This is a genomic window from Pseudomonas sp. PS02288, assembly GCF_029959715.1.
Classification (GTDB): Bacteria; Pseudomonadota; Gammaproteobacteria; order Pseudomonadales; family Pseudomonadaceae; genus Pseudomonas_O; species Pseudomonas_O kuykendallii.
Map to the genome: position 1 here is coordinate 25,510 of NZ_JASCPA010000012.1, position 22,500 is coordinate 48,009.

Genomic DNA, 22,500 nt, shown 5'->3' on the forward strand with positions numbered 1-22,500 from the left:
TCAGGGTGCGCCGAGACGCTGCAGCGCCGCGCCGTTCAGCAGGCGGTCATGGCAGTGATCGACGAAGGTGCGCACCCGGGCGGAGACCTGCTTGCCGCTCTGGTAGAGCACATGCACCGGCAGCGGCGGCGTGCCGAAGGCGGCCAGCACGATCTCCAGCTCGCCCCTGGCGACGGCGTCCGCGACCTGATAGGACAGCACCTGCGTGTAGCCCCAGCCCATGCGCGCCGCGTTGATCGCCGCCTGGTTGGAGCTCACCACCAGACGCGCGTGCGGCGCCATCGTCGAGGGGCCTTCGGGGCCGTCGAAATGCAGCTCGGTGAGCAGCGTGCTGGCGGAGGACATGACCGTCTGAGCGCCCTGCAGATCGCTCGGATGGGTTGGCCGCCCGACGCGATCGAGAAAGGCCGGCGCGGCGCAGATCACCGGACGGATCTCGCCCACCTTGAGGGCATGGAAGCTGCCTTCGGGGAGCTGTCCGATGCGGATCGCGACATCCACCGCTTCGTCGGCCAGGTTCACCAGGCGGTCGACCAGCAGCGCGTTGACCGTCACCTCGCCATGGGTGGCGAGGTACTCGGTGATCAGCGGAATCAGGAACAGTTCGCCGAACATCACCGGGGCAGTGACCGTCAGGTTTCCACGGATGCGCAGGCTGCTGCCGGACGCCAGCTCCTCCGCTTCCTCGAGCTCCAGAAGGATGCGCCGGCAGTCCTCCACATAGCGCCGGCCTGCCTCGGTCAGGCGCAGGCTACGGGTATTGCGGGCCAGCAGCAGGGTGCCGAGGCGCTTCTCCAGGGCGGCGATGGCGCGTGTCGCACCGGGCGGCGACAGGCCCAGCAGCCGGGCGCCGCCGGCGAAGCTCTCCGCCTCGGTCACCGCCAGCAGCACCTTCATTTCCTGGAACCTGTCCACCACCACCCCCGCGTCGACATCGACAGAAAGGCAGAGACTATGTCGTCGCGGAGCAAATGTCCGCTATCGATCTCGGCCACGGCCGGGGGGATGTCGGCCTGCGGGCCTAGCAGGGAGCGCCGCGCTCCACCATCGCCCGCCATTCCCGCACGCTGGGTCTTTCCTGCATCCGCTCGTGCCATTCCCGCAGCGCGGTGCATTCGTCGGGTACCGGAAGCTTGACCAGCGCGGCGAAGATCATCCCGCCGAGCACCGCGATATCCGCCATGGAGAAGGCATCGCCCGCCACGAACGGGCGCTCTCGCAGGACGCCGTCGAAGTAGTGCATGCCCCGGATCGCCTTGTCGCGCATGCGCCCGCCCCATTCCGGATTCTGGTAGAGCTCGACCTGCGGCCCGAGCCCCGGCGTGGCGTGGTGGAAGTAAACGCTGACCGCATCGAGAAATTCGATTTCGGCGCGTTTGGTCATCATGTGGATGAGCCCTTTCTGCAACGGTGTGTCACCCGTGAGCAGCGGATGGCCATCCAGCGCGTCGAGGTACTGGGTGATGGCCGTGCATTCCGCGAGGTAGGTGCCGTCGCTCAACTCCAGCACCGGCAAGGTCCCGGAGTAGTTGATGGCGAGGAAATCGGCGGTCTTGTGCTCGCCTTTCCAGAGGTTGACCGGGACGAACTCGACGCGCGAGAGCAGGCCCTTCTCGGCCAGGGCGATGCGCACGCGAGCCGGGTAAGGGCCATTGAACCAGTCGTGGATTTTCATTTGCGGAAGGGCCGGAGGGTCGATTCGCTGTGCTTCGTTACTCATGTTGTTACCTATCTACCTGTCAGTTGGTAGGTAAATATTCGGCGCGTCCTCATGCTGCTGTCAAGCCCTACCTTCCAGTTGGCAGGTATAGGGTGCGGGCGTAAACTTGGTGGTGTCGATTGGACGAATCGAGGAGCACACCTTGGGCGATAACGCGCGGGAAGCGATCCTGGCCGCGGCGAAAACCGCGGCGCAGATGCACGGGTACAGCGGCATCAATTTTCGAAGCATCGGCGAGGCGGTGGGGATCAAGAACGCCAGCATCTACTACCACTTCGCCAGCAAGGCCGAACTCGGCGCCGCCGTTGCCGCGCGCTACTGGCAGGACACCGCCGCCGTTCTGGAAGGAATACGGGCGTCGAACCCCGATCCCGTCGAATGCCTCGCGCGTTACCCATCGATCTTTCGCAGCTCGCTGGAGGACGGCAACCGGCTCTGTCTGTCCAGCTTCATGGCCGCGGAACACGAAGACCTGCCCGAAGACGTCCAGCGCGAGGTCAGGGCGTTCGCCGACGCCAACGTGGCCTGGCTGGCCCAGGTGCTGGCGGACGCCGGCGTGGAGGGCGTGGAGGTCCGCGAGCGACGCGCGCGCGCCATTTACACCGCGGTCGCCGGCGCGCAACTGGTCGCCCGCACGCGGGGCGATATCGGTCTGTTCGACGAGCTGATCCTCAGCTACCGCGAGACGGGGTTGATCCCCACGGCGGTGGTCAAGGCGTAGCGGAGTGCGCTTCGTCGTCTCGCCCGGACTCTGCCGGGGGCCCGCGGTCACACGGGAACCCACCCAGGAGAGATGCCATGAGTGTGAAACTGAAGCGACTCGAAGGTGAAGAGATCCCGGATCAATTCAAGAAGGATGACATCGACGTGATCTTCGAGGTGACGGCGGACGATGGCAGCGTGGAGTACCGCTATTCCGACGTGGATGCCGCCAGGACGGCGGTCAATCTGAGCGAGCAGGACAAGGCGGACGGCTGATCGGCGCTGTCGCGCCGGTAACGGCGCTTCCGGGCGATGCAAATTGCACAGGGGAACCGGGCCGACCATGCAATATCACCGGTCAAGCGCGCCGCCGATGTTCTCCATCTTTTTGATTATCATGAATTTATTTCTCTCGTCGAGGTTGGCATGGCCCTCTCAATCTTCTCCTCACCAGCCGGCTGTTTCGACGGTTGGACAAGACAAGACCCTGAGTCTTGCGCCTAGAGGAGATACGCAATGAACGCCATTGAACTGCTCAAGAACGATCATGTGACGGTCAAGGACCTGCTCACGCAACTCTCGGAATCGACCCAGCGCGCGGTGAAGAAACGTACCGAGCTGCTCGGCAAGCTGGAAATGGAATTGGCCATCCACACGGCCATCGAAGAACAGATCCTTTACCCGGCCTACCGTGAGGCCGGCGGCAAGGAAGAAGAAAAGATGTACCACGAAGCCAAGGAAGAGCACCGCACGGTGGACAGCCTGGTGCTGCCCGACCTGCTGAACACCGATCCGGCTACCGTGGAGTTCGCCGCCCGCGTGAAGGTTTGCCAGGAATTGCTCGAGCACCACATCGAGGAAGAGGAAGAAGAGATGTTCCCCCAGGCCAGGAAGCTTTTGGGCGAAGACCGCCTGAACGAGCTGGGCCAGGAGATGGAGCAGATGAAGCAGAGCATGAAGAAGGAGCTCGCCAGCGCACGCCGCGCCGCCTGAGCCTCGATGCGACCAAAGCCCCGCTCATGCGGGGCTTTTTTATGTCTGCGCGGACATTCCGGGGCGCAAGCGCCTCAGACGCCCTTGGTGGACGGCAGCAGGACGGTGAGGATGCCGAACAGCGGCAGGAACGAGCAGAGCCTGTAGACGTACTCGATGCCGTGGATGTCGGCCAGGTGTCCGAGCAGTGCGGCGCCGATGCCACCGAAACCGAACATCAGGCCGAAGAACACCCCGGCGATCATGCCGACGTTGCCCGGCACCAGTTCCTGGGCGAAGACCACGATGGCGGAGAAGGCCGAGGCGAGGATGAAGCCGATGATCATGCTCAGCATGCCGGTCCAGAACAGGTCGACGTAGGGCAGCGCCAGAGTGAACGGGGCGACGCCGAGGATCGAGAACCAGATCACCGTCTTGCGGCCGATGCGGTCGCCGATCGGGCCGCCGAAGAAGGTGCCGGCGGCGACCGCGCCGAGGAACAGGAACAGGTGCAGCTGCGAGCTGGCGATCGACAGGTCGAACTTCTCGATCAGGTAGAAGGTGAAGTAGCTGGTGAAGCTCGCCATGTAGAAGTACTTGGAGAACACCAGCAGCGCCAGCACCACCAGCGCGAAGGTGACCCGCCCCTTGGACAGCCCGTGGGTGGCCCTGCCGCCGGCCTTGAGCTTGAACAGCGCGAGGTGGTTGCGATACCAGCGGCTCAGCCCGTAGAGCACCAGGATGGCGAACGCGGCGAACAGGCCGAACCAGGCGACATGACCCTGGCCGAAGGGAATCACGATGGCCGCGGCCAGCAGCGGGCCGAACGCACTGCCGGCGTTGCCACCCACTTGGAAGGTGGATTGCGCCAGGCCGAAGCGCCCGCCCGAGGCCAGCCGCGCGATCCGCGAAGTCTCCGGATGGAAGGTGGAGGAGCCGATGCCGACCAGTCCCGACGCCAGTAGAATCGCCGGGAAACTGCCGACGAAGGCCAGCATGAGGATGCCGACCAGCGTGCACAGCGAACCGGCGGGCAGCAGCCAGGGCTTGGGATGGCGGTCCGTGTGGTAGCCGACCCAGGGTTGCAGCAGCGAGGCGGTGAGCTGGAAGGTCAGCGTGATCAGGCCGACCTGAGTGAAGGTCAAGCCGTAGTTGGCCTTGAGCATCGGGTAGATCGACGGCAGCACCGCCTGGATCAGGTCGTTGATCAGATGCGCCAGGGCGCAGGCGCCGATCACGCGGATGACCAGTGGGCTGGCTTGGCCCGCCGCCGTGGCGGCCGGGGGCAGGGAGGTCGTGCGGGTGGACATCGCAATCACCGGGCAGGGAAAACGGCGGCCCATGGTACAGATTGGCGCGCCTTTGCCCCATCCCGATCACGCTATTCCCGCTAATCGGAAGGTGCCGCGCAGCAGCGGTCTACAACGGGATGACAGCACGCCGCGCGGTATGCGCGGACGTGCTGCGGGTGGCGATCAGTTCGGGCCGGGCTTGGTGCAGTTGCCGCCGCCCACGTATTTCTTCAGCACCGCCCACTGCGCCTGGTCCAGCCCGGCTTTGGTCGGTTCGATGGACAGCTTGTAGGTGCCCCACGATGGCCCGGCCGCCCAGTAGGTCATGGTGATGCAGTTCTTCTGCAGGTAGGCGAGCGTGTTGTCCATCGCCTGCAGGTAGCGCGGATCGTTGGGCACGCCGAACTCGCCGATGTGGCCCTTCTTGCCGTTCTTCTTCAGCCAGTTGACGAAGGGCTCGATGCGCTTGACTCCGATCATCGGGTCCACGGTAGCGGGCGCCGTCTTGTACTGGCCGCTGCCGTTGTCATCGATGTAGGCATGCGCGGAATAGATGATGTTGTTGGCCTTGGGATCGACGAGCGCAGCCAGCGGGTCGTTGTACCAGGGCCAGGTGTAGGCGCCGGAGTAGGAACGCCCCTCGACGAATATCGGCTTCTTCTTGTCGTAGACGCGAATGCCATTGATCCCCGCCTGGGCCGCCTGGGGCCAGTATTGGTCGGCCGCGCCATAGGGCTCGTTCATGATGTCGTAGCCATAAACGGCGGGATTGTTCTTATAGCGGTTGGCGATTAGCTCGTTGAGTTTGCGGAAGTGCGAAAAGGTAACTTTGGCGGAACCTATGACTTCGTTGTTGTAACGCGCGTAGTTGTGTACATCTAATATTACTTTGACACCATAGGTGTTGGCCTGTGCCAACATGTCATCGATATACTTCACGTAAGTTGGGTCCAGCGCGCCGCCGAGTGTCGGTTGTATGCGCTCCCACTTCAGCGGGAAGCGAACGAGCGTGATGCCGCGCTCCTTCCACTTGGCGAAATAGGTCTTGTCCGGGAAGAAGAAGTTCGTCCCCAGCTTGCCGGGAATGGCGCCGGAAGAGAACTCGGCCCCGGCCACGTTGATCGAGACCAGGGGAAGCTTCTCCTGTGCCACGGCGGTCGCGCCGAACAGCAGCATGGCCAGCGGAAGGACTTTTCTGAGCGTTTCAAACCGCGTGAAGGTAGGGTTCATGGCTGGTTCCCGGATAGTTTAGTTGGAAGGCTCCCTGAAACTAGTTATAGAGTCCGTGATGAATTTTGCGCGGTTAACGGGCAGCTAATTTGCTCTTCCACCAAACTGTTTCTAATCGCGTTTTAATATCGCGAAGCACTATAAAACAAAGTGTTTCAGTATGTGTGGAGTGTCGAACTACCGATCCGTAATTCTTGAAGGCTAGATATCGCGAGTAGGCCGATAGTTTCATGCGTGCGACTATTGGATCGGATCGGGTTCGCGCGGCATGCGGTGCCTGGCCCCTGCACGCCGTCGCGGGCAGGGGTGATGCGTTGGTCACGCCCCGGTGGGCGGCGGGGTCTTGCCCGATCCCTTGCTGCGTCGCTCACGCAGCGAGAGCACGGCGACGAAGAAGATCGGCACGAAGATTACCCCGAGCAGGGTGGCGCTGAGCATGCCGCCGACCACCCCGGTGCCAAGGGCGCGCTGGCTGGCGGCTCCGGCGCCGTTGGCCACCACCAGCGGCAATACGCCGAGGATGAACGCCAGCGACGTCATGATGATTGGCCGGAAGCGCAGCCGCGCCGCTTCGATGGCCGCCTCGCGCAGCGAGCGGCCCTGGGCGCGCAGGTCCTTGGCGAACTCGACGATGAGGATCGCGTTCTTCGCCGACAGGCCGATGATGGTGATCAGCCCGACCTTGAAGTAGACGTCGTTGGGCATGCCCACTGCCGTCACCGCCAGCACGGCGCCGAGGGCACCGACCGGCACGATGAGCATCACCGCCAGCGGAATCGCCCAGCTCTCGTAGAGCGCCACCAGCAGCAGGAACACCACCACGAAGGCCAGCGCGAACAGCTGCAGGGCCTGGCCGCTGGCGACCCGCTCCTGGTACGACAGGCCGGTCCATTCGTAGCCGATACCGGCCGGCAGTTCAGCGGCCAGGCGTTCCAGTTCGGCCATCGCCTCGCCGGTGCTGACGCCGGGAACGGCGTCGCCGGAGATGCGGATCGACGGATAGCCGTTGTAGCGGGCGATCTGCACCGGGCCTTCTTCCCACTGGGTGGAGACGAAGGCGCCGAGCGGCACCAGCTCGCCGGTGTCGTTGGGTACGCGCAGTTCCAGCACGCTTTCCGGGGTCATCCGCTCGGCCTGTTCGGCCTGCACCACGACCCGTTGCTGTCGCCCGGCGTTGGCGAAGTCGTTGATCACCGCGGAACCGAAGGCGGTGGACAGCGCGCTGCTGATCGTTTCGAAGCGCACGCCCTGGGCGCGGGCCTTGTCGCGGTCGATGAGTAGCCGCAACTGCGGCGCCTCCGCCAGGCCTTCCATCATCGCGTAGAGGATTTTCGGGTTGCCGTAGGCCTTGCCGAGCAGCTCGTCGCGCGCCGCCAGCAGCGCTTCGCGGCCCAGGCTGGCGCGGTCCTGCAGGCGCAGGGAGAAGCCGCCGGAGTTGCCCAGGCCGTCGATGGGCGGCGGCGACACGGCCATGATCGCGCCGTCGCGGGGGTTGCCGAAGCGCTGGTTCACCAGGGCGGTCTCATCGTTGGCGGATTGCCCTTTGCCGCGCTCCGACCAGTCCTTCAGCGTGGGGAAGGCGAGGGCGGCGTTCTCGCCCATGCCGGAGAAGCTGAAACCCATGACCAGGAAGGTGGAAGCGACGGCCTCGCGCGAACCCAGGTACTGCTCGAGTTCGTGCCCGGCCGCCGAGGTGCGCGCGCGGGTGGCGCCGGGCGGCAGTTGCACGTCGATGATCATGTAGCCCAGGTCCTCGGACGGCACGAAGGATTCCGGCAGGCGCAGGTAGACGAAACCCAGCAGCACCACGATGCCCAGGTAGAGCAGCATGAAGCGCCCGGTGCGCCGGACCAGGCGGGTGTTGAGCGCGGTGTAGCGCGTGGTCAGGCGGGCGAACAGGCGATTGAAGGCGCCGAAGAAACCGCGCTTCTCGTGGTGACCCTGCGGGATCGGCTTGAGCAGGGTGGCGCACAGCGCCGGGGTGAAGGTCAGCGCGAGGAAGCCGGAGAACAGGATCGACACCGCCAGCGAGAGGGAGAACTGCTGGTAGATCACCCCGACCGAGCCGGCCATGAACGCCAGGGGCAGGAACACCGCCGAGAGCACCAGTGTGATGCCGATGATCGCGCCGGAAACCTGGCCCATCGCCTTGGCGGTGGCTGCGGCGGGGGCGAGGCCTTCCTCGGCCATGATCCGCTCGACGTTCTCCACCACGACGATGGCGTCGTCCACCAGGATGCCGATGGCCAGCACCATGCCGAACATGGTCATCATGTTCACCGAGAAACCGAGCAGGTACATGACCGTTAGCGTGCCCAGCAGGCAGACCGGCACCACGATGGACGGGATCAGGGTATAGCGGGCGTTCTGCAGGAACAGGAACATCACCAGGAACACCAGCAGCATGGCCTCGACCAGCGTCGCGATGACCTTGTCGATGGCCACGTCGACGAAGCGCGAGGTGTCGTAGGGCACCGAGTACTCGATGTTCTCCGGGAAGTTGACCGACAGCTCGGCGAGGCGTCGCTTGATCGCTTCCGCGGTCTGGATCGCGTTGGCGCCCGGCGAAAGCTGGATCGCCGCGCCGACCGCCGGCTTGCCGTTCAGGCGGGTGGTGAAGTTGTAGTCCTGGCTGCCCACTTCCAGGCGCGCGACGTCGGCGAGGGTCACCCGCGATCCGTCCTGGTTGGCGCGCAACAGGATACGACCGAACTCCTCCGGATTGTCCAGCGTGCCCTTGACCGCCAGGGTCGCGGTCACTTCCTGCTCCGCCGTGCCCGGTGTGCTGCCGAACGCGCCGGCCGGCACCTGCACGTTCTGCGCCCGTATAGCATTGCTCACGTCATCTATGGAGAGGCCGTAGCCCACCAGTTTCTGCGGTGCGATCCACACCCGCATCGCCGCCTCGGAGGCGAAGAACTGCAGCTTGCCGACCCCGGCGACGCGGCGGATCTCGTTGTTGATGTTGCGCGCCGCATAGTCGGCCAGCGCGGTGGTGTCCTGGTCGCCGTCGCCGTTGGCGTAGTTCAGCGCGTAGATCAGCAGGAAGCCGGCGCTGGTCTGCTCGACCTGGATGCCGAGGTCGAGCACCGCCTGGGGCATCCGCGCCTCGGCGGTCTTCAGGCGGTTCTGCACATCGACCTGGGCCAGCTCCGGCGAGGTGCCCGGGGTGAAGGTGATGACGATTTCCGCCATCCCGTTGGAGTTACTGGTGGATTCGAAGTACAGCAGGTTCTTGGCGCCGTTGAGTTCTTCCTCAAGCACGCTGGTGACCGAGTCGACCAGCACCTTGGCCGACGCGCCGGGGTAGGTCGCGGTAACCGTGATCTGCGGCGGCGCCACGTTGGGATATTGCGCCACCGGCAGCAGCGGAATGACCAGCAGCCCGGCCAGCGAGATAAACAGGGCAACGACCCAGGCGAAGTTGGGGCGGCTGATGAAGAACAGGGACATGGGGTTTCCTCGGGCGCCGTGCAGGCGGCCTTACTGGGCGCTGGCCTTGTCGGCGTCGGGTTGCTTGTCGGCAGGTTTAGCGGTCACCGGGTCGCCGGGATTGAGGCCGTTCATGGCGCCGACGATCACCTGATCGCCCGCCGCCAGACCTTCGGTGATCTGCCAGCGGCCGCCCTGCATGACGCCGGTGCGCACCGCGCGTGCCTCGGCCTTGCCGTCCTCGCCGATCAGCAGCACCCGCGCCTGGCCGTCCGCGCCGCGCTGGATGGCTCGCTGGGGCACCAGGATGGCGGCGGCATCGGTGCCCTGCGGCGCGCGAACGCGCACGTACATGCCCGGCAGCAGCACGCCCTCGGGGTTGGCGAAGCGCCCGCGCAATGCCACCTGGCCGGTACCCGGGTCCACCGAGATGTCGGTGAACATCAGCGTGCCGCGGCTTTCGTGGTCGGTGCCTTCCACGCGCAGGGACAGGGTGTTCTCGCGTGCGCCGGCCTGCGCGCCGCCGGCCAGGGCGGCGCGCATGCGCAGGGCGTCGGCCACCGGCTGGGTGAAGTCGGCGTAGATCGGGTCCAATTGCTGGATGCGCGCCATCATGGTCGCGTCGCCCTGGCCGACCAGCGCGCCTTCGGTGACCAGCGCCCGGCCAATACGCCCGCTGATGGGCGCCTTCACGGTGGCGTAGCCCAGGTTCAGCGCGGCGGTTTCCACATCGGCCTGGGCGCTGCGTTTGGCCGCCAGTCCGCCCTGCACGCCGGCACGGGCGGCATCGAAGTCCTGCTGGCTGATGGCGTCCACTTTCACCAGTTGCTCGTAGCGCTTGAGCATCGCCTGCGCCTCGAACAGCGTCGCCTCGGCGCGGGCCAGTTCGCCCTGCGCGCGTGACAGCGCAGCCTTGAACGGCGCCGGATCGATCTGGAACAGCAGGTCGCCGGCCTTCACGTCGGCGCCTTCCTCGAACGCGCGCTTGAGCACGATGCCCGCCACCCGCGCGCGCACCTCGGCGACCCGCACCGGCTCGATGCGGCCAGGCAACTCGGCTTCACGGGTGAAGGATTCGGTTTCCACGCGCAGCGCTTCCACCTCGCGTGGCGCGGTGGTCGTCTGGGCGTTCTGCTCCGCCTTGCCACAGCCGGCGAGGGCGATCGCCGTCAACAGTGCGGTCGTCTTCAACACCTGCCCAATGCGCAAACTGGTCATCTCCACACCCGGGCAGCGCCCATCGATCCGTCAGGACGTGCATGATCGGTCGCGAAGAACGATGAGTCAACATTGACTCATAAGCTTCCAGATTGATCCATTTGAGTTTTCTTCCGAATCAATGACTTTTTCGGCACACTATATTGCACGTGCCGTAGCACGCGACCCCAGACCAAGAGCACCGAATGGCCCTACCCACTGCTGACGAAAAGCTCCTCAAGGCGCTGGCCGTTGCGCTCGTCGACCTGCCGCGGGGAACCTTCAAGGACATCGCCGTGGCTGCCGGCGTCAGCAAGGCGACGCTGAACCGCTTCTGCGGTACCCGCGACAACCTGATCGAAATGCTGTTGAACTACAGCTCGGTGGTGATGAACCAGATCATCGCCGACGCCAACCTGGAGAGCGCACCGCCGCGCGAAGCGCTCCGCGAGCTGATCGAGGGGCACCTGACGCATCGCGAGCTGCTGGCTTTCCTGGTCTTCCAGTGGCGCCCCGACTCCCTCGACCTCGATGCCGGTGGCAGCCGCTGGCTGCCTTACTCGGATGCCCTGGACGCCTTCTTCCTGCGCGGGCAGAAAGAGGGCGCGTTCCGCATCGACATCGCCGCGCCGGCCTTGGCCGAGCTGTTCGCCTCGGTGCTCTCCGGCCTGGTGGACGCGGAACGCCGAGGTCGGGTGGCGCGTTCCGGCCTGGCGGCGCTGGCCGCGCAGTTCTTCCTTGAAGGTGCCGGCAGGGTCTGAGCCCCGCGTGTCTTGACGATCTTTTCAGAAACCTTCGGTCACACTTCCGCCCCGTAGTGCGCGCCTCGTCCGCACGGGCGAGGTGCGTCCGCACGGCGCTGTGCTCTACTTCAGTGGGCACGCTGAAATATCCATCTTCCGGGGCATCAAGGCCGCTGTTCATCGGCCGATACGATGTATCAACACCTCTCGTTTCGCCGAGGAAACGTCATGTTCAACAAGGCAGCTAAGAATGAACTGGCGGCTAGGACGGCCGAAGTTGTGGGCTACAAGGGATTGATCGCCGCGCTGGAACGCTCCATGGCCGTGGCCGAATTCGACCTGAACGGCAAGGTGCTGCGGGCGAACGAAAACTTCCTCAGCACGATGGGCTATCGCGCCGACGAGCTGGTCGGCAAATCGCACCGCGATTTCTGCGCGCCGGCGCTGGTCCGCAGCCCCGAGTACGCCGAGTTCTGGGCGCAACTGCGCGCCGGCAGATTCGTCTCCGGAACCTTCCAGCGCGTCAACGGCCGCGGCCAGAACGTCTGGCTGGAGGCCAGCTACAACCCGGTGCTGGACGACCAGGGGCGCGTGCTCTCGGTGGTCAAGTACGCCCTGGACGTGACCGAGAAGGTGGGCCAGGACGCGGAGACCCGCGGCAAGCTGGCGGCGCTGGACCGGGCGATGGCCGTCATCGAGTTCGACCTGAGCGGCAACATCCTGGTCGCCAACGACAACTTCCTCAACGTCATGGGCTACTCGATGGCGGAGCTCAAGGGCAAGAGCCACCGTCTCCTCTGCGAGCCGACGCTGGTCAACAGCAGCGAATACAGCGATTTCTGGCGACGCCTCAACGCCGGCGAATTCTTCAGCGGACAGTTCAAGCGGATCGGCAAGCACGGCCGCGTGGTCTGGCTGGAAGCCTCCTACAACCCGGTCTACGACGCCGAGGGCAAGCTGTGCAAGGTGGTCAAGTTCGCCAGCGACATCACCGAGCGGGTGGAGAAGTTCGAGGCGGATTCGCGCGGTGCGTCGCGGGCCTATCACATCTCCGCCGAGACCGAGAAAGTCGCCGAGCAGGGCGCCCAGGTGATCCAGGAAACCGCGCGTGAAATGCGCCTGATCGCCGAGAGCATCGGCTCCTCGGCGAGCCTGGTCGGGCAGTTGGGGGACCGTTCCGAGCAGATCACCGCGATCGTCAACACCATCCGCGGGATCGCCGACCAGACCAACTTGCTGGCGCTCAATGCCGCCATAGAGGCCGCGCGGGCGGGTGACCAGGGCCGTGGCTTCGCGGTGGTGGCCGACGAAGTGCGGCAACTGGCGGGGCGCACCAGCCGCTCGACGGCGGAGATCGCCGAGATGATCGGCAAGATTCTTTCGGAAACCCGCGAAGCGGTCGCCAGCATGAGCGCCACCCAGGAAGGGGCGCAGCGCGGCGTGATCCTGGCCGACCAGGCCAACTCGGTGATCCTGCAGATCCGCAGCGGCACCAGCGATGCGGTGGAAGCGGTGAGCATGTTCGCCTCCACCCTCGACGAGTCCGAGGTGATTCCCAAGAGCGCGGTGAGCTGGGTCGGATGACACCGGAATAGCGCGCCCTAAAAAGTCAAAGACCCCGCAGGAGCCTGTCGCTCCTGCGGGGTCTTTTTTTTCGCCTGTCAGTTCAGGTGGGTTTTCAGCTCGTTGGCCGCCTGGCGCAGGGCTGCCTTCACTTCCGGGATGCCCGCGAGCGGATTGAGCAGGCCGTAGTCGTGGATCATGCCGTTGTAGCGCACGGCGGTGACGTCGACGCCGGCGGCGTCCAGCTTGCGGGCGTAGGCCTCGCCCTCGTCACGCAGCACGTCGAGCCCGGCGGTCTGTACGAGTGCCGGCGGCAGGCCGCGCAGTTGCTCGGTGCTGGCGCGCAGCGGCGAGGCATGGATTTCGGCGCGTTGCCCGGCGTCGGTGGTGTAGCTGTCCCAGAACCATTTCATCATCCCGGTGGTGAGGAAATGCCCCTCGGCGTATTGCTTGTACGAGCCGGTGTCGAAGCGCGCATCGGTCACCGGCCACAGCAGCAGCTGGAAGCGCAGCTTGGGCGCGTTCTGCTCCTTCGCCATCAGGCTGACCACCGCCGCCATGTTGCCGCCGACGCTGTTGCCGGCCACCGCCAGGCGAGTGCCGTCGACGTTGATTTCCTTGCCATGCTCGGCCACCCAGCGGGTCGCGGCGTAGGCCTGGTTGATGGCCGTCGGGTAGTGCGCCTCGGGCGACGGCGTGTAGTCGACGTAGACCGCCACGGCGCCGGAACCGACCACCAAATCGCGGATCAGGCGGGCATGGGTCGGATAGTCGCCGAGCACCCAGCCGCCGCCGTGGAAGTACATGAACACCGGCAGCTCGCCCTTGACCTTGGCCGGGCGGACGATGGTCAGGCGGATGTCCTGGCCGGCGGCGCGAATGGTTTTTTCGCTGACTTCGGTGCCGGACAGGTCCACCTTCACCGAGGCCTGGGCGCCGGTCAGCACCGCACGGGCGTCTTTCGGGCTGAGTTGTTCCAGCGGCTTGCCGCCACCGGCCGCCAGTGCATCCAGGAAGGCCTGGGTCTGGTGTTCGGCGACGACGTTGTCGGCGCCGAAGGCATTGCCGACGGACAGGGCGAGAAGGGTGGTGCTGAGTACTTTTTGCACGCGGTTCATGGCGTCGATCTCATTTATGGAGTGGGGATTGGTGCCGCCGGAAGCGTTGTCGGCGGCACATGCAAAGAGTCAGGAGAGGGTGCGTTGCGGCGCCTTGTGCACCATGGTGTAGGCGTAGTCGACGCCCATCCCGTAGGCACCGGAGTGCTCCAGCACCAGCTTCATCACGGCGTCGTAGGTTTCCTTGTGGGCCCAGTCGCGCTGGTATTCGAGCAGCACCTGCTGCCAGGTCACCGGCACCGCGCCCGCCTGGATCATGCGCAGCACGGACATGTCGTGGGCTTCCTTGGTGGTGCCGCCCGAGGCGTCGGTGACGATGTACACCTCGTAGCCTTCGGCGAGGGCTTCCAGCGCCGGGAAGGTCAGGCAGACCTCGGTCCAGAGCGCGGCGATGATCAGCTTCTTGCGCCCGGTGGCCTTCACCGCCTCGACCAGCTTCTTGTCTTCCCAGGAGTTCATCGAGGTGCGCTCGATCGGCTGCTGGCCGGGGAACACGCCGAGCAGTTCCGGCCAGATGTAGCCGCTGAAGCTTTCGGTTTCCACCGAGGTGAGGATGGTCGGCACGTTGAACAGCTTGGCGGCCTTGGCCAGTCCGACGGCATTGTTCTTCAGCGTCTGGCGATCGATCGACTGCACGCCGAAGGCCATCTGCGGCTGGTGGTCGATGAGGATCAGGGCGGAGTTGGTCGGGTTCAGCAGTTCGCGGTTGGACATGAGGTTTTCCTTTTGAGTAGTGGGTAGCAAGGCGGCCGCGGCCTTTCGTGTCGGCCTGTGTGGGCGGCATGGGAGAAACTTTAAAGCTGGTCAGAAGGTGGAACAATTCCCTAGAATCGAGACTCATTGATTCCAAATTGGGGACACTGATGGATCGCGTCGATTGCATGCGCACTTTCGTGGCGACGGTGAATGCCAATGGCTTCGCCGCCGCCGCACGGGTACTGGACGTTCCGCGCTCGAAAGTCAGCAAGCAGATCCAGGCGCTGGAGGATTCGCTGGGCGTGCAACTGCTGCTGCGCACCACCCGCAGCCTTCACCTCACCGAAGCCGGCAGCGAGTACTACGAGGCCTGCCGCGAAGTGCTCGCCTCGCTGGACGAAGCCGAGCAGCGGGCGCGCAGCGGGCTGGCGGAAATCCACGGGGTGCTGCGGGTCAACGCGCCGATGTCCTTCGGCCTGTGCCGCCTCGGCCCGCTGATCCCGAAATTCCACGAGCTGCATCCCAAGGTCGAGTTGCAACTGGTGTTCAGCGACCAGCAGGTCGATCCGGTCAAGGGCGGTTTCGACGTGACCATCCGCATCGCCAGCCTGGCGGATTCCTCGATGGTGGCGCGCCACCTGGCGCCGGCGCCGCGCGTGCTGGTGGCATCGCCCGACTATCTGCAGCGTCAGGGCACGCCGCAGGTGCCGCGCGACCTGGCCGCCCACCAGTGCCTGAACTACGGCTACCTGCAGAGCGGCGTCAGCCTGCAATTGAGCAACGGCCGGGAGACCCAGAAGGTCCACGTCACCGGGCCGCTGCACGCCAACAACGGCGATCTGCTGGCGCAGGCCGCCGAAGCCGGCATGGGCATCGCGCTGCTACCCACCTTCATCGTCGAGAAGGCCCTGGCCGATGGCCGGCTGGTGGCGGTGATGTGCGACTGGCAGGCGCCGCCGATCTCGATCAACGCGGTCTACCCGACCGCGCGTCGTGTGCCGTTGAAGACCCGCGCCTTCCTCGATTTCCTGGTGCAGGAGCTGAGCGCCTAGGCGCTGCTCAGAAGTCGGTCGAGCGGCTCAGCTCGGCGTAGCGGGCGATCTCGTCCTGCAGCGCGGCCAGCTTGGCCTGCACCAGTTGCAGCGCATCCGAGCCCAGCAGCAGGTGCGTGGGTGGCGATTCCATGGCGACCAGTTGCAGCAGTACCTGGGCGGCCTTGCGCGGATCGCCGTTCTGCCTGCCGCTCTTGCTCTCGCGGGCCGCGCGGATCGGCTCGAACAGGGCGTCGTAGTCGGCGATGCTGCGTTCGCTGCGGCGCATCGAGCGGCCGGCCCAGTCGGTGCGGAACGAGCCGGGCGCTACGGCGGTGACGAAGATGCCGAAGTCCCTGACCTCGCTTGCCAGCGTCTCGGAAATGCCCTCCAGGGCGAACTTGCTGCCGCAGTAGTAGGCGATACCGGGCATGGTGATGAAGCCGCCCATCGAGGTGATGTTGATGATCCGCCCGCTGCGGCGCTGGCGCATGCCAGGCAGCACGGCCTTGATCAGCGCCACCGCGCCGAACAGGTTGACGTCGAACTGGCGGCGCAGCTCCGCCAGCGGCGATTCCTCGAGAATGCCTTCGTGGCCGTAGCCGGCGTTGTTCACCAGCACCTCGATGGGCCCGTGATCGCGCTCGACGCCGGCGATCGCTGCGTCGATGGCGGCGGCGTCGGTGACGTCCAGCAACACGCCGAAGGCGAGTCCGGACGGGTCCTGCTCGAATGCCTGGAGGTCGGCGGCCGAACGCAGGCTGCCCACCACCCGATGGCCCGCGGCCAGCGCGGCCTCGGCGAAGGCGCGGCCGAAGCCGGAGCTGACGCCACTGATGAAGAAGAGTTTGCTGTCGCTGTCGTGCATGGGGGATTCCTCGCTGTCGGTCGCGCGGCCGGCGACCCTTGGCAGAAATCCTATTCGTAGGCTGCCCTCCGGCGTAGGCCGGTTACTCTGCCTCGATAGCCTATTCCTACGGGTGGCTGGACTGCCGATGCGTCGCGTACCAGACTGACGACAGTTTCCTTCCCACCACGAGTACCGCGAAATGTCTGGCGTTACAGGCATCCAGACCGAGATGGTCGCCCTCATGCAGGCGCTCGCACCGGACGAGGGCTACAACCTCACGGCGCTGCCGGGTGTGCGATTCCTGCGCTGCAACCGTCCGCTCACGCGCACGCCGGTGCTCTACGAGCCGGGCATCGTCATCGTTTGCCAGGGCAGCAAGCGCGGCTTTCTCGGTGGTCGCGAGTACCGCTACGACGCCCAGCACTACCTGGCGGTTTCCGTGCCGGTGCCGTTCGACATGGAGACGGCCGCGAGCGAGGAAGAGCCGCTGCTGGCGATCTACCTGCAACTGGACATGGCGGTGGCCGCCGAGCTGTTGCTGCAGTTGGGCGAGGCGCCGCCGGCAGGCGCCGAAGCGCCGGCCAGCATGATGTCCTCGCCACTCGACCACCTGCTGGCCGAAGCATTGCTGCGCTTGCTCAAGACCCTTAGCTCGGCGACGGACACGCGGGTGCTGGGGCCGGCGCAGTTGCGCGAGATCTACTACCGCGTCCTCACCGGCGCCCAGGGCGCCGCGCTGCGGGCGGCGATCGACAACCGCGAACACTTCGGCAGGATTTCCGCCGCCCTGCAGACCATCCACCAGCGTTATCCCGAGCCGCTGGACATCCAGCGGCTGGCCACGGAGGCCTCGATGAGCGCGGCGACCTTCCACCTGCACTTCAAATCGGTCACCGCCACCACGCCGATCCAGTACCTGAAATCCACCCGCCTGCACCGCGCGCGCCTGCTGATGCTGCAGAAGGGCGTATCGGCGGCGCAGGCCAGCTACCAGGTCGGCTACGAAAGCCCCTCGCACTTCGGCCGCGAATTCAAACGCCTCTTCGGCCTGCCCCCGCAACAGGAAGTCGAACGCCTGCGCGCCACCTTCGCCTACCCACTGGCGGCGGAAGAGGCGGTTTATGTGGCTTCGCATTGAGGGGAGGGCGGGAGGGCTATTGGGGCTTGGCGGTTGAGGGGGACGACCTTCGGCCGATAGCAGCCCGTGATGATGGGCAGCTATCGGCCAGAAGCAGACGTTCGTGAGCGGCAGTTTCTGACCAGCGAATGGTTCTGCCGCTATCCGTGCAACCCACAGACTCGTCAAATCGAAAGCTGAGGCGTTTAGCGAAAATACAGCCATTTAACAAATTTCTGCATCGTGGTTCCGTACGGTGGATAAGCGAGTTTGGAGGTATTCAGCCCTCCTTTACTGAAGACGCTTTTCGCATGACTCAACGTAAGAAAGCCCTCATGCCCGTGATAGTGCCCCATCCCGGAAGGACCTATTCCACCGAACGGCATGTCGTCTTGAGCAACATGCATCAACGTGTCGTTCATGCAGACACCCCCAGAGTGGCTCCTCGCCAGAACGCACTCTTGCTCTCCGCGATCGTGTCCGAAGTAGTAGAGCGCGAGAGGACGTGGTCGCTCTCTCACGTAAGCCAGAGCTTCTTCGATTCCATCGTATGGAATCACTGGCAGTAGAGGGCCAAAAATTTCCTCCTGCATGACCTTCATGTCGTCGCTGGGATTTAGAATCAAGCAGTGGGCCATTCTTCTGCCTTGGTGTTTAGGGAAAAGAGGCACCAATTGCGCCCCCTTATCCTCTGCATCACGGAGGTAACCTGTGAGTCGCTCGAAATGGCGGTCGTTTACGATCGCGGTGTAGTCAGGATTATCTTCGAGCGTGGGATAGAAACGGCTGACTACATCCTGATAAGACCTAACAAAATCACCCAGCCTTTGGCGTGGTACCAAGACGTAATCAGGAGCGACGCAGGTCTGGCCTGAGTTCATGACCTTACCGTAGGCCAACCGCTCGGTTGCTTGATCCATCGGCACCGTGACAGAAATGATCGCTGGAGATTTACCACCAAGCTCCAGAGTGACGGGGGTAAGGTTTTCTGATGCCGCTCTCATCACGTGGCGGCCTACGGAGGTCGCACCGGTGAAGAGCAGATGATCGAAGGGGATTTGCGAAAAAGCGATGCCTGTCTCAGCTTCACCGAGGATCACGGCAACTAGGTCCTCGGGGAAAACCTGGCCTAACAAAACCTTCAATAGCTCCGAGGTCTTCGGCGTAGCCTCACTGAGTTTCAGCATTACCCTGTTACCAGCAGCTAACGCACTCACCAGCGGTCCGATGGAGAGGAACAGCGGGTAATTCCAGGGAGCGATAACACCTACAACACCAACAGGCTGGTAAACGACTCGCGCAGATGCAGGCCGGAACTGCTTTCCCACAGAACGCTTTGAGGGCTTCATCCATTTGCGAAGGTTACGTACCGCGTAATCGATGCTGTGTAAGGAAGGCAGTATTTCCGACATAAGAGTTTCGTCAATCGAGCGGTTACCGAAGTCGGCACTGACAGCGCTGGCCAGTGCGTCCTTTTCTCGCAAAAGCATCCTCCGCAAAGCCATCAGCCATTCTTTGCGCTGGGCCTCACTTGGCATGGGGCTCTCGTTAAACGCTGCTTGCTGAACAATGAACGTAAGCGTCCAGCCAAGTCACCTTCCGAACTCCAGCATTAAGGGCGATGGTGTCCGCGTATTTTTAAGCGGACGCGTTCGTCCTTAACGTTAGGATTTTCATGCGCCAACGAAGCTCTTACCCCAAACCGTTCAAGGTCCAGGTCGTTCAGGAATGCCTACAACCGGGTGCGACCGTCTCCAGCGTTGCCATCCGCCATGGCATCAACGCCAACGTCATTCGAAAATGGCTACCGCTTTACCGAGATCAGCTACCCGCAGTGTTGCCGGCGTTCGTTCCATTGAGGGCTACGCCCAAACGGCCGACTGCAGCATCGGTGATTATTAAGCTATCGCTTGGCGAGCAGTCAGTCACAGTGAAATGGCCAGTGTCCGATCCTGACGGCTGCGCCCGCTTTGTCCGGGGGCTTGCCCCGTGATCCGCATCGATAGCATCTGGCTTGCCACTGAGCCGATGGACATGCGCGCCGGCACCGAGACCGCATTGGCCCGTGTAGTGGAGGTATTCGGTGCGGCGAAGCCGCACAGTGCTTATCTGTTCGCCAACCGCCGCGCCAACCGCATGAAAGTGTTGGTGCATGACGGTGTAGGGATCTGGCTGGCCGCGCGGCGATTGAACCAGGGCAAGTTTCACTGGCCAGGCATCCACCGCGGCTCGGAAGTTGAACTCGACACCGGGCAGCTTCAGGCTTTGGTGCTCGGTTTACCTTGGCAGCGGGTTGGTGCAGCCGGTGCGATCACAGTGCTGTAGCGCCGGCCATTAGCCCATCGCTTTATCTGCGCTGATCGCCTGCTCTGGCACAATCAGCGGCATGACTTCCTCGCCCAATCTCGACCAACTGACACCTGAGCAACTGCGCGCACTCGCTGCGCAGTTGCTGTCGCAAGTCGACACGTTGGGTAAGACGGTTGAAACGATGGGCAAGAAGATCGACCGCAATCAAACCGTCATCGAGCAGCTCACCCATGAAATCGCCTGGTTCAAGCGACACAAGTTCGCCAAGCGTAGCGAGCAACTAATCCCTGACCAGGGCAGCCTGCTGGATGATTTGCTCGACACGGACATTGCCGCTATCGAGGCGGAACTGAAAACCCTCAATCCTCCGGCGGCTCCGGCTGAACCCCGCCAACAGCCCAAGCGCGCACCGCTGCCAGCCCAGTTTCCGCGTACTGTGATCCGTCACGAGCCGCAGAACACTCAATGCGCCTGCGGCTGCCAGCTGCAACGCATCGGCGAAGACATCAGCGAAAAGCTGGATTACACGCCGGGCGTGTTCACCGTCGAACAGCACGTGCGTGGCAAATGGGCCTGCCGTCAGTGCGAAACACTGATCCAGGCGCCGGTACCAGCCCAGGTGATCGACAAGGGCATCCCCACTGCCGGCCTGCTGGCTCACGTGATGGTGGCCAAATTTGCCGACCACCTGCCGCTGTATAGACAAGAAAAGATTTTTGGGCGCGCTGGCCTGGCCATCGCCCGCTCGACGCTGGCGCAGTGGGTCGGACAAACCGGCGTACAGCTCCAACCATTGGTCGACGCCCTGCGCGAGGCGGTACTGGCGCAAGGCGTGATCCACGCCGACGAAACCCCCGTGCAAATGCTGGCCCCTGGCGAGAAGAAAACCCACCGGGCTTACGTCTGGGCATACTGCACCACACCCTTCGCCGACCTGAAGGCCGTGGTGTATGACTTCAGCCCCAGCCGGGCTGGTGAGCATGCGCGCAATTTTCTGGGTCAGTGGAGTGGCAAGCTGGTCTGCGACGACTTCGCCGGCTACAAGGCCAGCTTCGAGCAGGGCATCACCGAAATTGGCTGCATGGCCCACGCCCGCCGCAAATTTTTCGATCTGCACGCAGCGAACAAAAGCCAGTTAGCCGAACAGGCGCTGCACTCCATTGCCGGGCTGTATGAAATCGAGCGGCAAGCACGGCACATGAGCGATGAAGAACGCTGGCGAATACGCCAGGAAAAGTCTTCACCAATCCTCGATGCGCTGCATAACTGGATGCTGGCCCAGCGTGATCGGGTGCCCAACGGATCAGCCACGGCAAAAGCCCTGGATTACAGCCTAAAACGCTGGTTAGCGCTGACGCGCTATCTGGACGACGGCGCCGTGCCCATCGACAACAATCAGGTCGAGAACCAGATTCGACCATGGGCCCTTGGACGCTCGAACTGGCTGTTTGCCGGGTCGCTGCGCAGCGGCAAACGGGCGGCGGCGATCATGAGCCTGATCCAGTCGGCGCGGATGAATGGGCATGATCCGTACGCCTACCTGAAGGATGTGCTGATGCGGCTGCCGACACAGCGGGCCAGCGAGATTGGCCAACTACTGCCGCATCAATGGGCACCCGCCTGAATTACGCAAGGTGAGTTCGGCAGACGCTTACCAATGAACGCCTTACGAATTTCATCGTTCGTCTTCCCGTAAGAGAGAAGTTGTTCCTGCTGAGGTGACATGGATTGCTCCAAAGAAATTGATCAAAAATAGAAAGATAAAAAGCCTTGCGCACAGCGGCACCTGCTCAAGCCCCGCACCGCACTGCACCGGCTTTGGTCAAAATTGAGCCACTAACAGAATTGGGTAATGTTCTGATTCGATGCAGAGATCCAAGCTCCAAGCCCAATCATCCGAACCTCAGGATCCGTCAAAAGAAGTCTTGCGAAGGTTTCTGCACGGTCGGCGGCAATGGAAATTTCGTAATGTCCGCCCGAGGAACCCTCGGGTCGGCCCACAAAGCAATCCACTCCAAGAATGCAGATCCTCTTCATTTCGTTAATGGCGAGGTCCGCGATTTCAGGAGCCAAGCGTGCTAACACGCGCCAGGCGCAGGGACCGATGAGTGCAAGAAGCACGTGGTCCAGTGGCTCGCCAACGTTCGCAGTATTACTGGTGACCTCTAAGAGCGAGATCAAATCGTGTCGCCGGGTGTTGCATACGAATAGCAGGAGCGCGTCCTCATCCACTCTCGCTATACCTAAATTTTCATTAGTGCTTGAGGCGCCATCAAAAACGCTCGCTATGCATTGCTGAGCAAGTTCGAGGTCGTTTACCTCTATCTCCACCAGCCTATTCAGAGCCGTGAATGCCTCCTGTCCGCGCAGCATGACTTGCCCCCGATGAGACATATCAAACAGGCCAGCAAAGGCTTTCGCATGTTGGAATTCTCTCATCACGCCGAGAGAGAATTGCTCTGGAACGCCGTACCCATCGACAGGCATCATCTGGGCGCCCAGCTCAACTTGAAGGGCATGCAACGGC

The 22,500-nt window shown here is 63.7% G+C and carries 20 protein-coding genes; 9 read left to right on the forward strand and 11 right to left on the reverse strand.

The features are described 5' to 3' along the window. Nucleotides 1-897, reverse strand: a complete 897-nt coding sequence (locus QMX85_RS07380; RefSeq protein ID WP_282339477.1) for a LysR family transcriptional regulator — start codon at nucleotides 895-897, stop codon at nucleotides 1-3. A 124-nt stretch (nucleotides 898-1,021) separates the two neighbouring features. Continuing rightward, entirely contained in the window at nucleotides 1,022-1,675 is a 654-nt protein-coding gene (locus QMX85_RS07385) for a glutathione S-transferase (protein ID WP_282339540.1), read from the reverse strand. Nucleotides 1,676-1,862: 187 nt separating this feature from the next. On the opposite strand from QMX85_RS07385, the gene QMX85_RS07390 reads away from it, so the two are divergent. The 3 genes from QMX85_RS07390 to QMX85_RS07400 all read left to right on the forward strand — a co-directional run bounded on the left by QMX85_RS07390 (nucleotide 1,863) and on the right by QMX85_RS07400 (nucleotide 3,415). After that, nucleotides 1,863-2,441, forward strand: a complete 579-nt coding sequence (locus QMX85_RS07390) for a TetR/AcrR family transcriptional regulator (RefSeq protein ID WP_282339478.1) — start codon at nucleotides 1,863-1,865, stop codon at nucleotides 2,439-2,441. Nucleotides 2,442-2,518: 77 nt separating this feature from the next. Further along, nucleotides 2,519-2,698 (forward strand): hypothetical protein, encoded by a 180-nt coding sequence (locus tag QMX85_RS07395; protein ID WP_282339479.1) that lies wholly within the window; start codon nucleotides 2,519-2,521, stop codon nucleotides 2,696-2,698. A 240-nt stretch (nucleotides 2,699-2,938) separates the two neighbouring features. Beyond that, nucleotides 2,939-3,415, forward strand: coding sequence for a hemerythrin domain-containing protein (locus tag QMX85_RS07400; RefSeq protein WP_090227877.1), 477 nt, complete (start codon nucleotides 2,939-2,941; stop codon nucleotides 3,413-3,415). Between the two features lie 74 nt (nucleotides 3,416-3,489). On the opposite strand, the gene QMX85_RS07405 is transcribed toward QMX85_RS07400, so the two are convergent. The 4 genes from QMX85_RS07405 to QMX85_RS07420 form a co-directional block, all read right to left on the reverse strand. Then, a complete protein-coding gene (locus tag QMX85_RS07405; protein ID WP_282339480.1) occupies nucleotides 3,490-4,704 on the reverse strand; it encodes an MFS transporter in 1,215 nt (404 codons plus the stop codon). 165 nt (nucleotides 4,705-4,869) lie between these two features. Beyond that, the gene (locus QMX85_RS07410; RefSeq protein WP_282339481.1) at nucleotides 4,870-5,916 is read right to left on the reverse strand and encodes a glycoside hydrolase family 5 protein; all 1,047 of its coding nucleotides are present in this window, start codon (nucleotides 5,914-5,916) and stop codon (nucleotides 4,870-4,872) included. 318 nt (nucleotides 5,917-6,234) lie between these two features. Further along, a complete protein-coding gene (locus QMX85_RS07415) occupies nucleotides 6,235-9,369 on the reverse strand; it encodes an efflux RND transporter permease subunit (RefSeq protein ID WP_282339482.1) in 3,135 nt (1,044 codons plus the stop codon). 30 nt (nucleotides 9,370-9,399) lie between these two features. Next, nucleotides 9,400-10,566: a MexC family multidrug efflux RND transporter periplasmic adaptor subunit gene (locus QMX85_RS07420; protein ID WP_282339483.1), complete on the reverse strand. Its 1,167-nt coding sequence runs from the start codon at nucleotides 10,564-10,566 to the stop codon at nucleotides 9,400-9,402. Nucleotides 10,567-10,751: 185 nt separating this feature from the next. On the opposite strand from QMX85_RS07420, the gene QMX85_RS07425 reads away from it, so the two are divergent. After that, the gene (locus tag QMX85_RS07425) at nucleotides 10,752-11,306 is read left to right on the forward strand and encodes a TetR/AcrR family transcriptional regulator (RefSeq protein ID WP_282339484.1); all 555 of its coding nucleotides are present in this window, start codon (nucleotides 10,752-10,754) and stop codon (nucleotides 11,304-11,306) included. A gap of 210 nt (nucleotides 11,307-11,516) precedes the next feature. Beyond that, on the forward strand, nucleotides 11,517-12,872 hold the full coding sequence (locus QMX85_RS07430; RefSeq protein ID WP_282339485.1) for a PAS domain-containing methyl-accepting chemotaxis protein: 1,356 nt from the start codon (nucleotides 11,517-11,519) through the stop codon (nucleotides 12,870-12,872). Between the two features lie 77 nt (nucleotides 12,873-12,949). Here QMX85_RS07430 and QMX85_RS07435 read toward each other — a convergent pair whose 3' ends face one another. Further along, nucleotides 12,950-13,969, reverse strand: coding sequence for an alpha/beta hydrolase (locus QMX85_RS07435; protein WP_282339486.1), 1,020 nt, complete (start codon nucleotides 13,967-13,969; stop codon nucleotides 12,950-12,952). A gap of 69 nt (nucleotides 13,970-14,038) precedes the next feature. Further along, nucleotides 14,039-14,683: a hydrolase gene (locus QMX85_RS07440; RefSeq protein WP_282339487.1), complete on the reverse strand. Its 645-nt coding sequence runs from the start codon at nucleotides 14,681-14,683 to the stop codon at nucleotides 14,039-14,041. Between the two features lie 149 nt (nucleotides 14,684-14,832). Between QMX85_RS07440 and QMX85_RS07445 the strand changes: the two genes are divergently transcribed. Beyond that, a complete protein-coding gene (locus QMX85_RS07445; RefSeq protein ID WP_282339488.1) occupies nucleotides 14,833-15,717 on the forward strand; it encodes a LysR family transcriptional regulator in 885 nt (294 codons plus the stop codon). A 7-nt stretch (nucleotides 15,718-15,724) separates the two neighbouring features. Here QMX85_RS07445 and QMX85_RS07450 read toward each other — a convergent pair whose 3' ends face one another. Further along, nucleotides 15,725-16,564, reverse strand: coding sequence for an oxidoreductase (locus tag QMX85_RS07450; RefSeq protein WP_282339489.1), 840 nt, complete (start codon nucleotides 16,562-16,564; stop codon nucleotides 15,725-15,727). A gap of 181 nt (nucleotides 16,565-16,745) precedes the next feature. Here QMX85_RS07450 and QMX85_RS07455 point away from each other — a divergent pair, with 181 nt between their 5' ends. Further along, the gene (locus QMX85_RS07455; RefSeq protein WP_282339490.1) at nucleotides 16,746-17,684 is read left to right on the forward strand and encodes an AraC family transcriptional regulator; all 939 of its coding nucleotides are present in this window, start codon (nucleotides 16,746-16,748) and stop codon (nucleotides 17,682-17,684) included. Between the two features lie 185 nt (nucleotides 17,685-17,869). Here QMX85_RS07455 and QMX85_RS07460 read toward each other — a convergent pair whose 3' ends face one another. Then, nucleotides 17,870-19,234 carry a coniferyl aldehyde dehydrogenase gene (locus tag QMX85_RS07460; RefSeq protein ID WP_282339542.1) on the reverse strand — a complete coding sequence of 455 codons (1,365 nt, stop codon included), beginning with the start codon at nucleotides 19,232-19,234 and terminating at the stop codon, nucleotides 17,870-17,872. A 418-nt stretch (nucleotides 19,235-19,652) separates the two neighbouring features. Here QMX85_RS07460 and tnpB point away from each other — a divergent pair, with 418 nt between their 5' ends. Continuing rightward, nucleotides 19,653-19,988, forward strand: coding sequence for an IS66 family insertion sequence element accessory protein TnpB (gene tnpB / locus QMX85_RS07465; protein ID WP_282339491.1), 336 nt, complete (start codon nucleotides 19,653-19,655; stop codon nucleotides 19,986-19,988). Between the two features lie 61 nt (nucleotides 19,989-20,049). Continuing rightward, nucleotides 20,050-21,597, forward strand: coding sequence for an IS66 family transposase (locus tag QMX85_RS07470; RefSeq protein ID WP_282339492.1), 1,548 nt, complete (start codon nucleotides 20,050-20,052; stop codon nucleotides 21,595-21,597). Between the two features lie 212 nt (nucleotides 21,598-21,809). Here QMX85_RS07470 and QMX85_RS07475 read toward each other — a convergent pair whose 3' ends face one another. After that, nucleotides 21,810-22,496, reverse strand: a complete 687-nt coding sequence (locus QMX85_RS07475) for a hypothetical protein (protein WP_282339493.1) — start codon at nucleotides 22,494-22,496, stop codon at nucleotides 21,810-21,812. Nucleotides 22,497-22,500: the final 4 nt, after the last annotated feature.

Bases quoted from the DNA above. Each gene is read 5' to 3' on its own strand.
- QMX85_RS07470 (WP_282339492.1), top strand. From the start codon at position 20,050: ATGACTTCCTCGCCCAATCTCGACCAACTGACACCTGAGCAACTGCGC.
- QMX85_RS07380 (WP_282339477.1), bottom strand. From the start codon at position 897: ATGAAGGTGCTGCTGGCGGTGACCGAGGCGGAGAGCTTCGCCGGCGGC.
- QMX85_RS07455 (WP_282339490.1), top strand. From the start codon at position 16,746: ATGTCTGGCGTTACAGGCATCCAGACCGAGATGGTCGCCCTCATGCAG.
- QMX85_RS07450 (WP_282339489.1), bottom strand. From the start codon at position 16,564: ATGCACGACAGCGACAGCAAACTCTTCTTCATCAGTGGCGTCAGCTCC.
- QMX85_RS07395 (WP_282339479.1), top strand. From the start codon at position 2,519: ATGAGTGTGAAACTGAAGCGACTCGAAGGTGAAGAGATCCCGGATCAA.
- QMX85_RS07440 (WP_282339487.1), bottom strand. From the start codon at position 14,683: ATGTCCAACCGCGAACTGCTGAACCCGACCAACTCCGCCCTGATCCTC.
- QMX85_RS07400 (WP_090227877.1), top strand. From the start codon at position 2,939: ATGAACGCCATTGAACTGCTCAAGAACGATCATGTGACGGTCAAGGAC.
- QMX85_RS07420 (WP_282339483.1), bottom strand. From the start codon at position 10,566: ATGACCAGTTTGCGCATTGGGCAGGTGTTGAAGACGACCGCACTGTTG.
- QMX85_RS07405 (WP_282339480.1), bottom strand. From the start codon at position 4,704: ATGTCCACCCGCACGACCTCCCTGCCCCCGGCCGCCACGGCGGCGGGC.
- QMX85_RS07410 (WP_282339481.1), bottom strand. From the start codon at position 5,916: ATGAACCCTACCTTCACGCGGTTTGAAACGCTCAGAAAAGTCCTTCCG.
- QMX85_RS07445 (WP_282339488.1), top strand. From the start codon at position 14,833: ATGGATCGCGTCGATTGCATGCGCACTTTCGTGGCGACGGTGAATGCC.
- QMX85_RS07435 (WP_282339486.1), bottom strand. From the start codon at position 13,969: ATGAACCGCGTGCAAAAAGTACTCAGCACCACCCTTCTCGCCCTGTCC.
- QMX85_RS07415 (WP_282339482.1), bottom strand. From the start codon at position 9,369: ATGTCCCTGTTCTTCATCAGCCGCCCCAACTTCGCCTGGGTCGTTGCC.
- QMX85_RS07385 (WP_282339540.1), bottom strand. From the start codon at position 1,675: ATGAAAATCCACGACTGGTTCAATGGCCCTTACCCGGCTCGCGTGCGC.
- QMX85_RS07425 (WP_282339484.1), top strand. From the start codon at position 10,752: ATGGCCCTACCCACTGCTGACGAAAAGCTCCTCAAGGCGCTGGCCGTT.
- QMX85_RS07430 (WP_282339485.1), top strand. From the start codon at position 11,517: ATGTTCAACAAGGCAGCTAAGAATGAACTGGCGGCTAGGACGGCCGAA.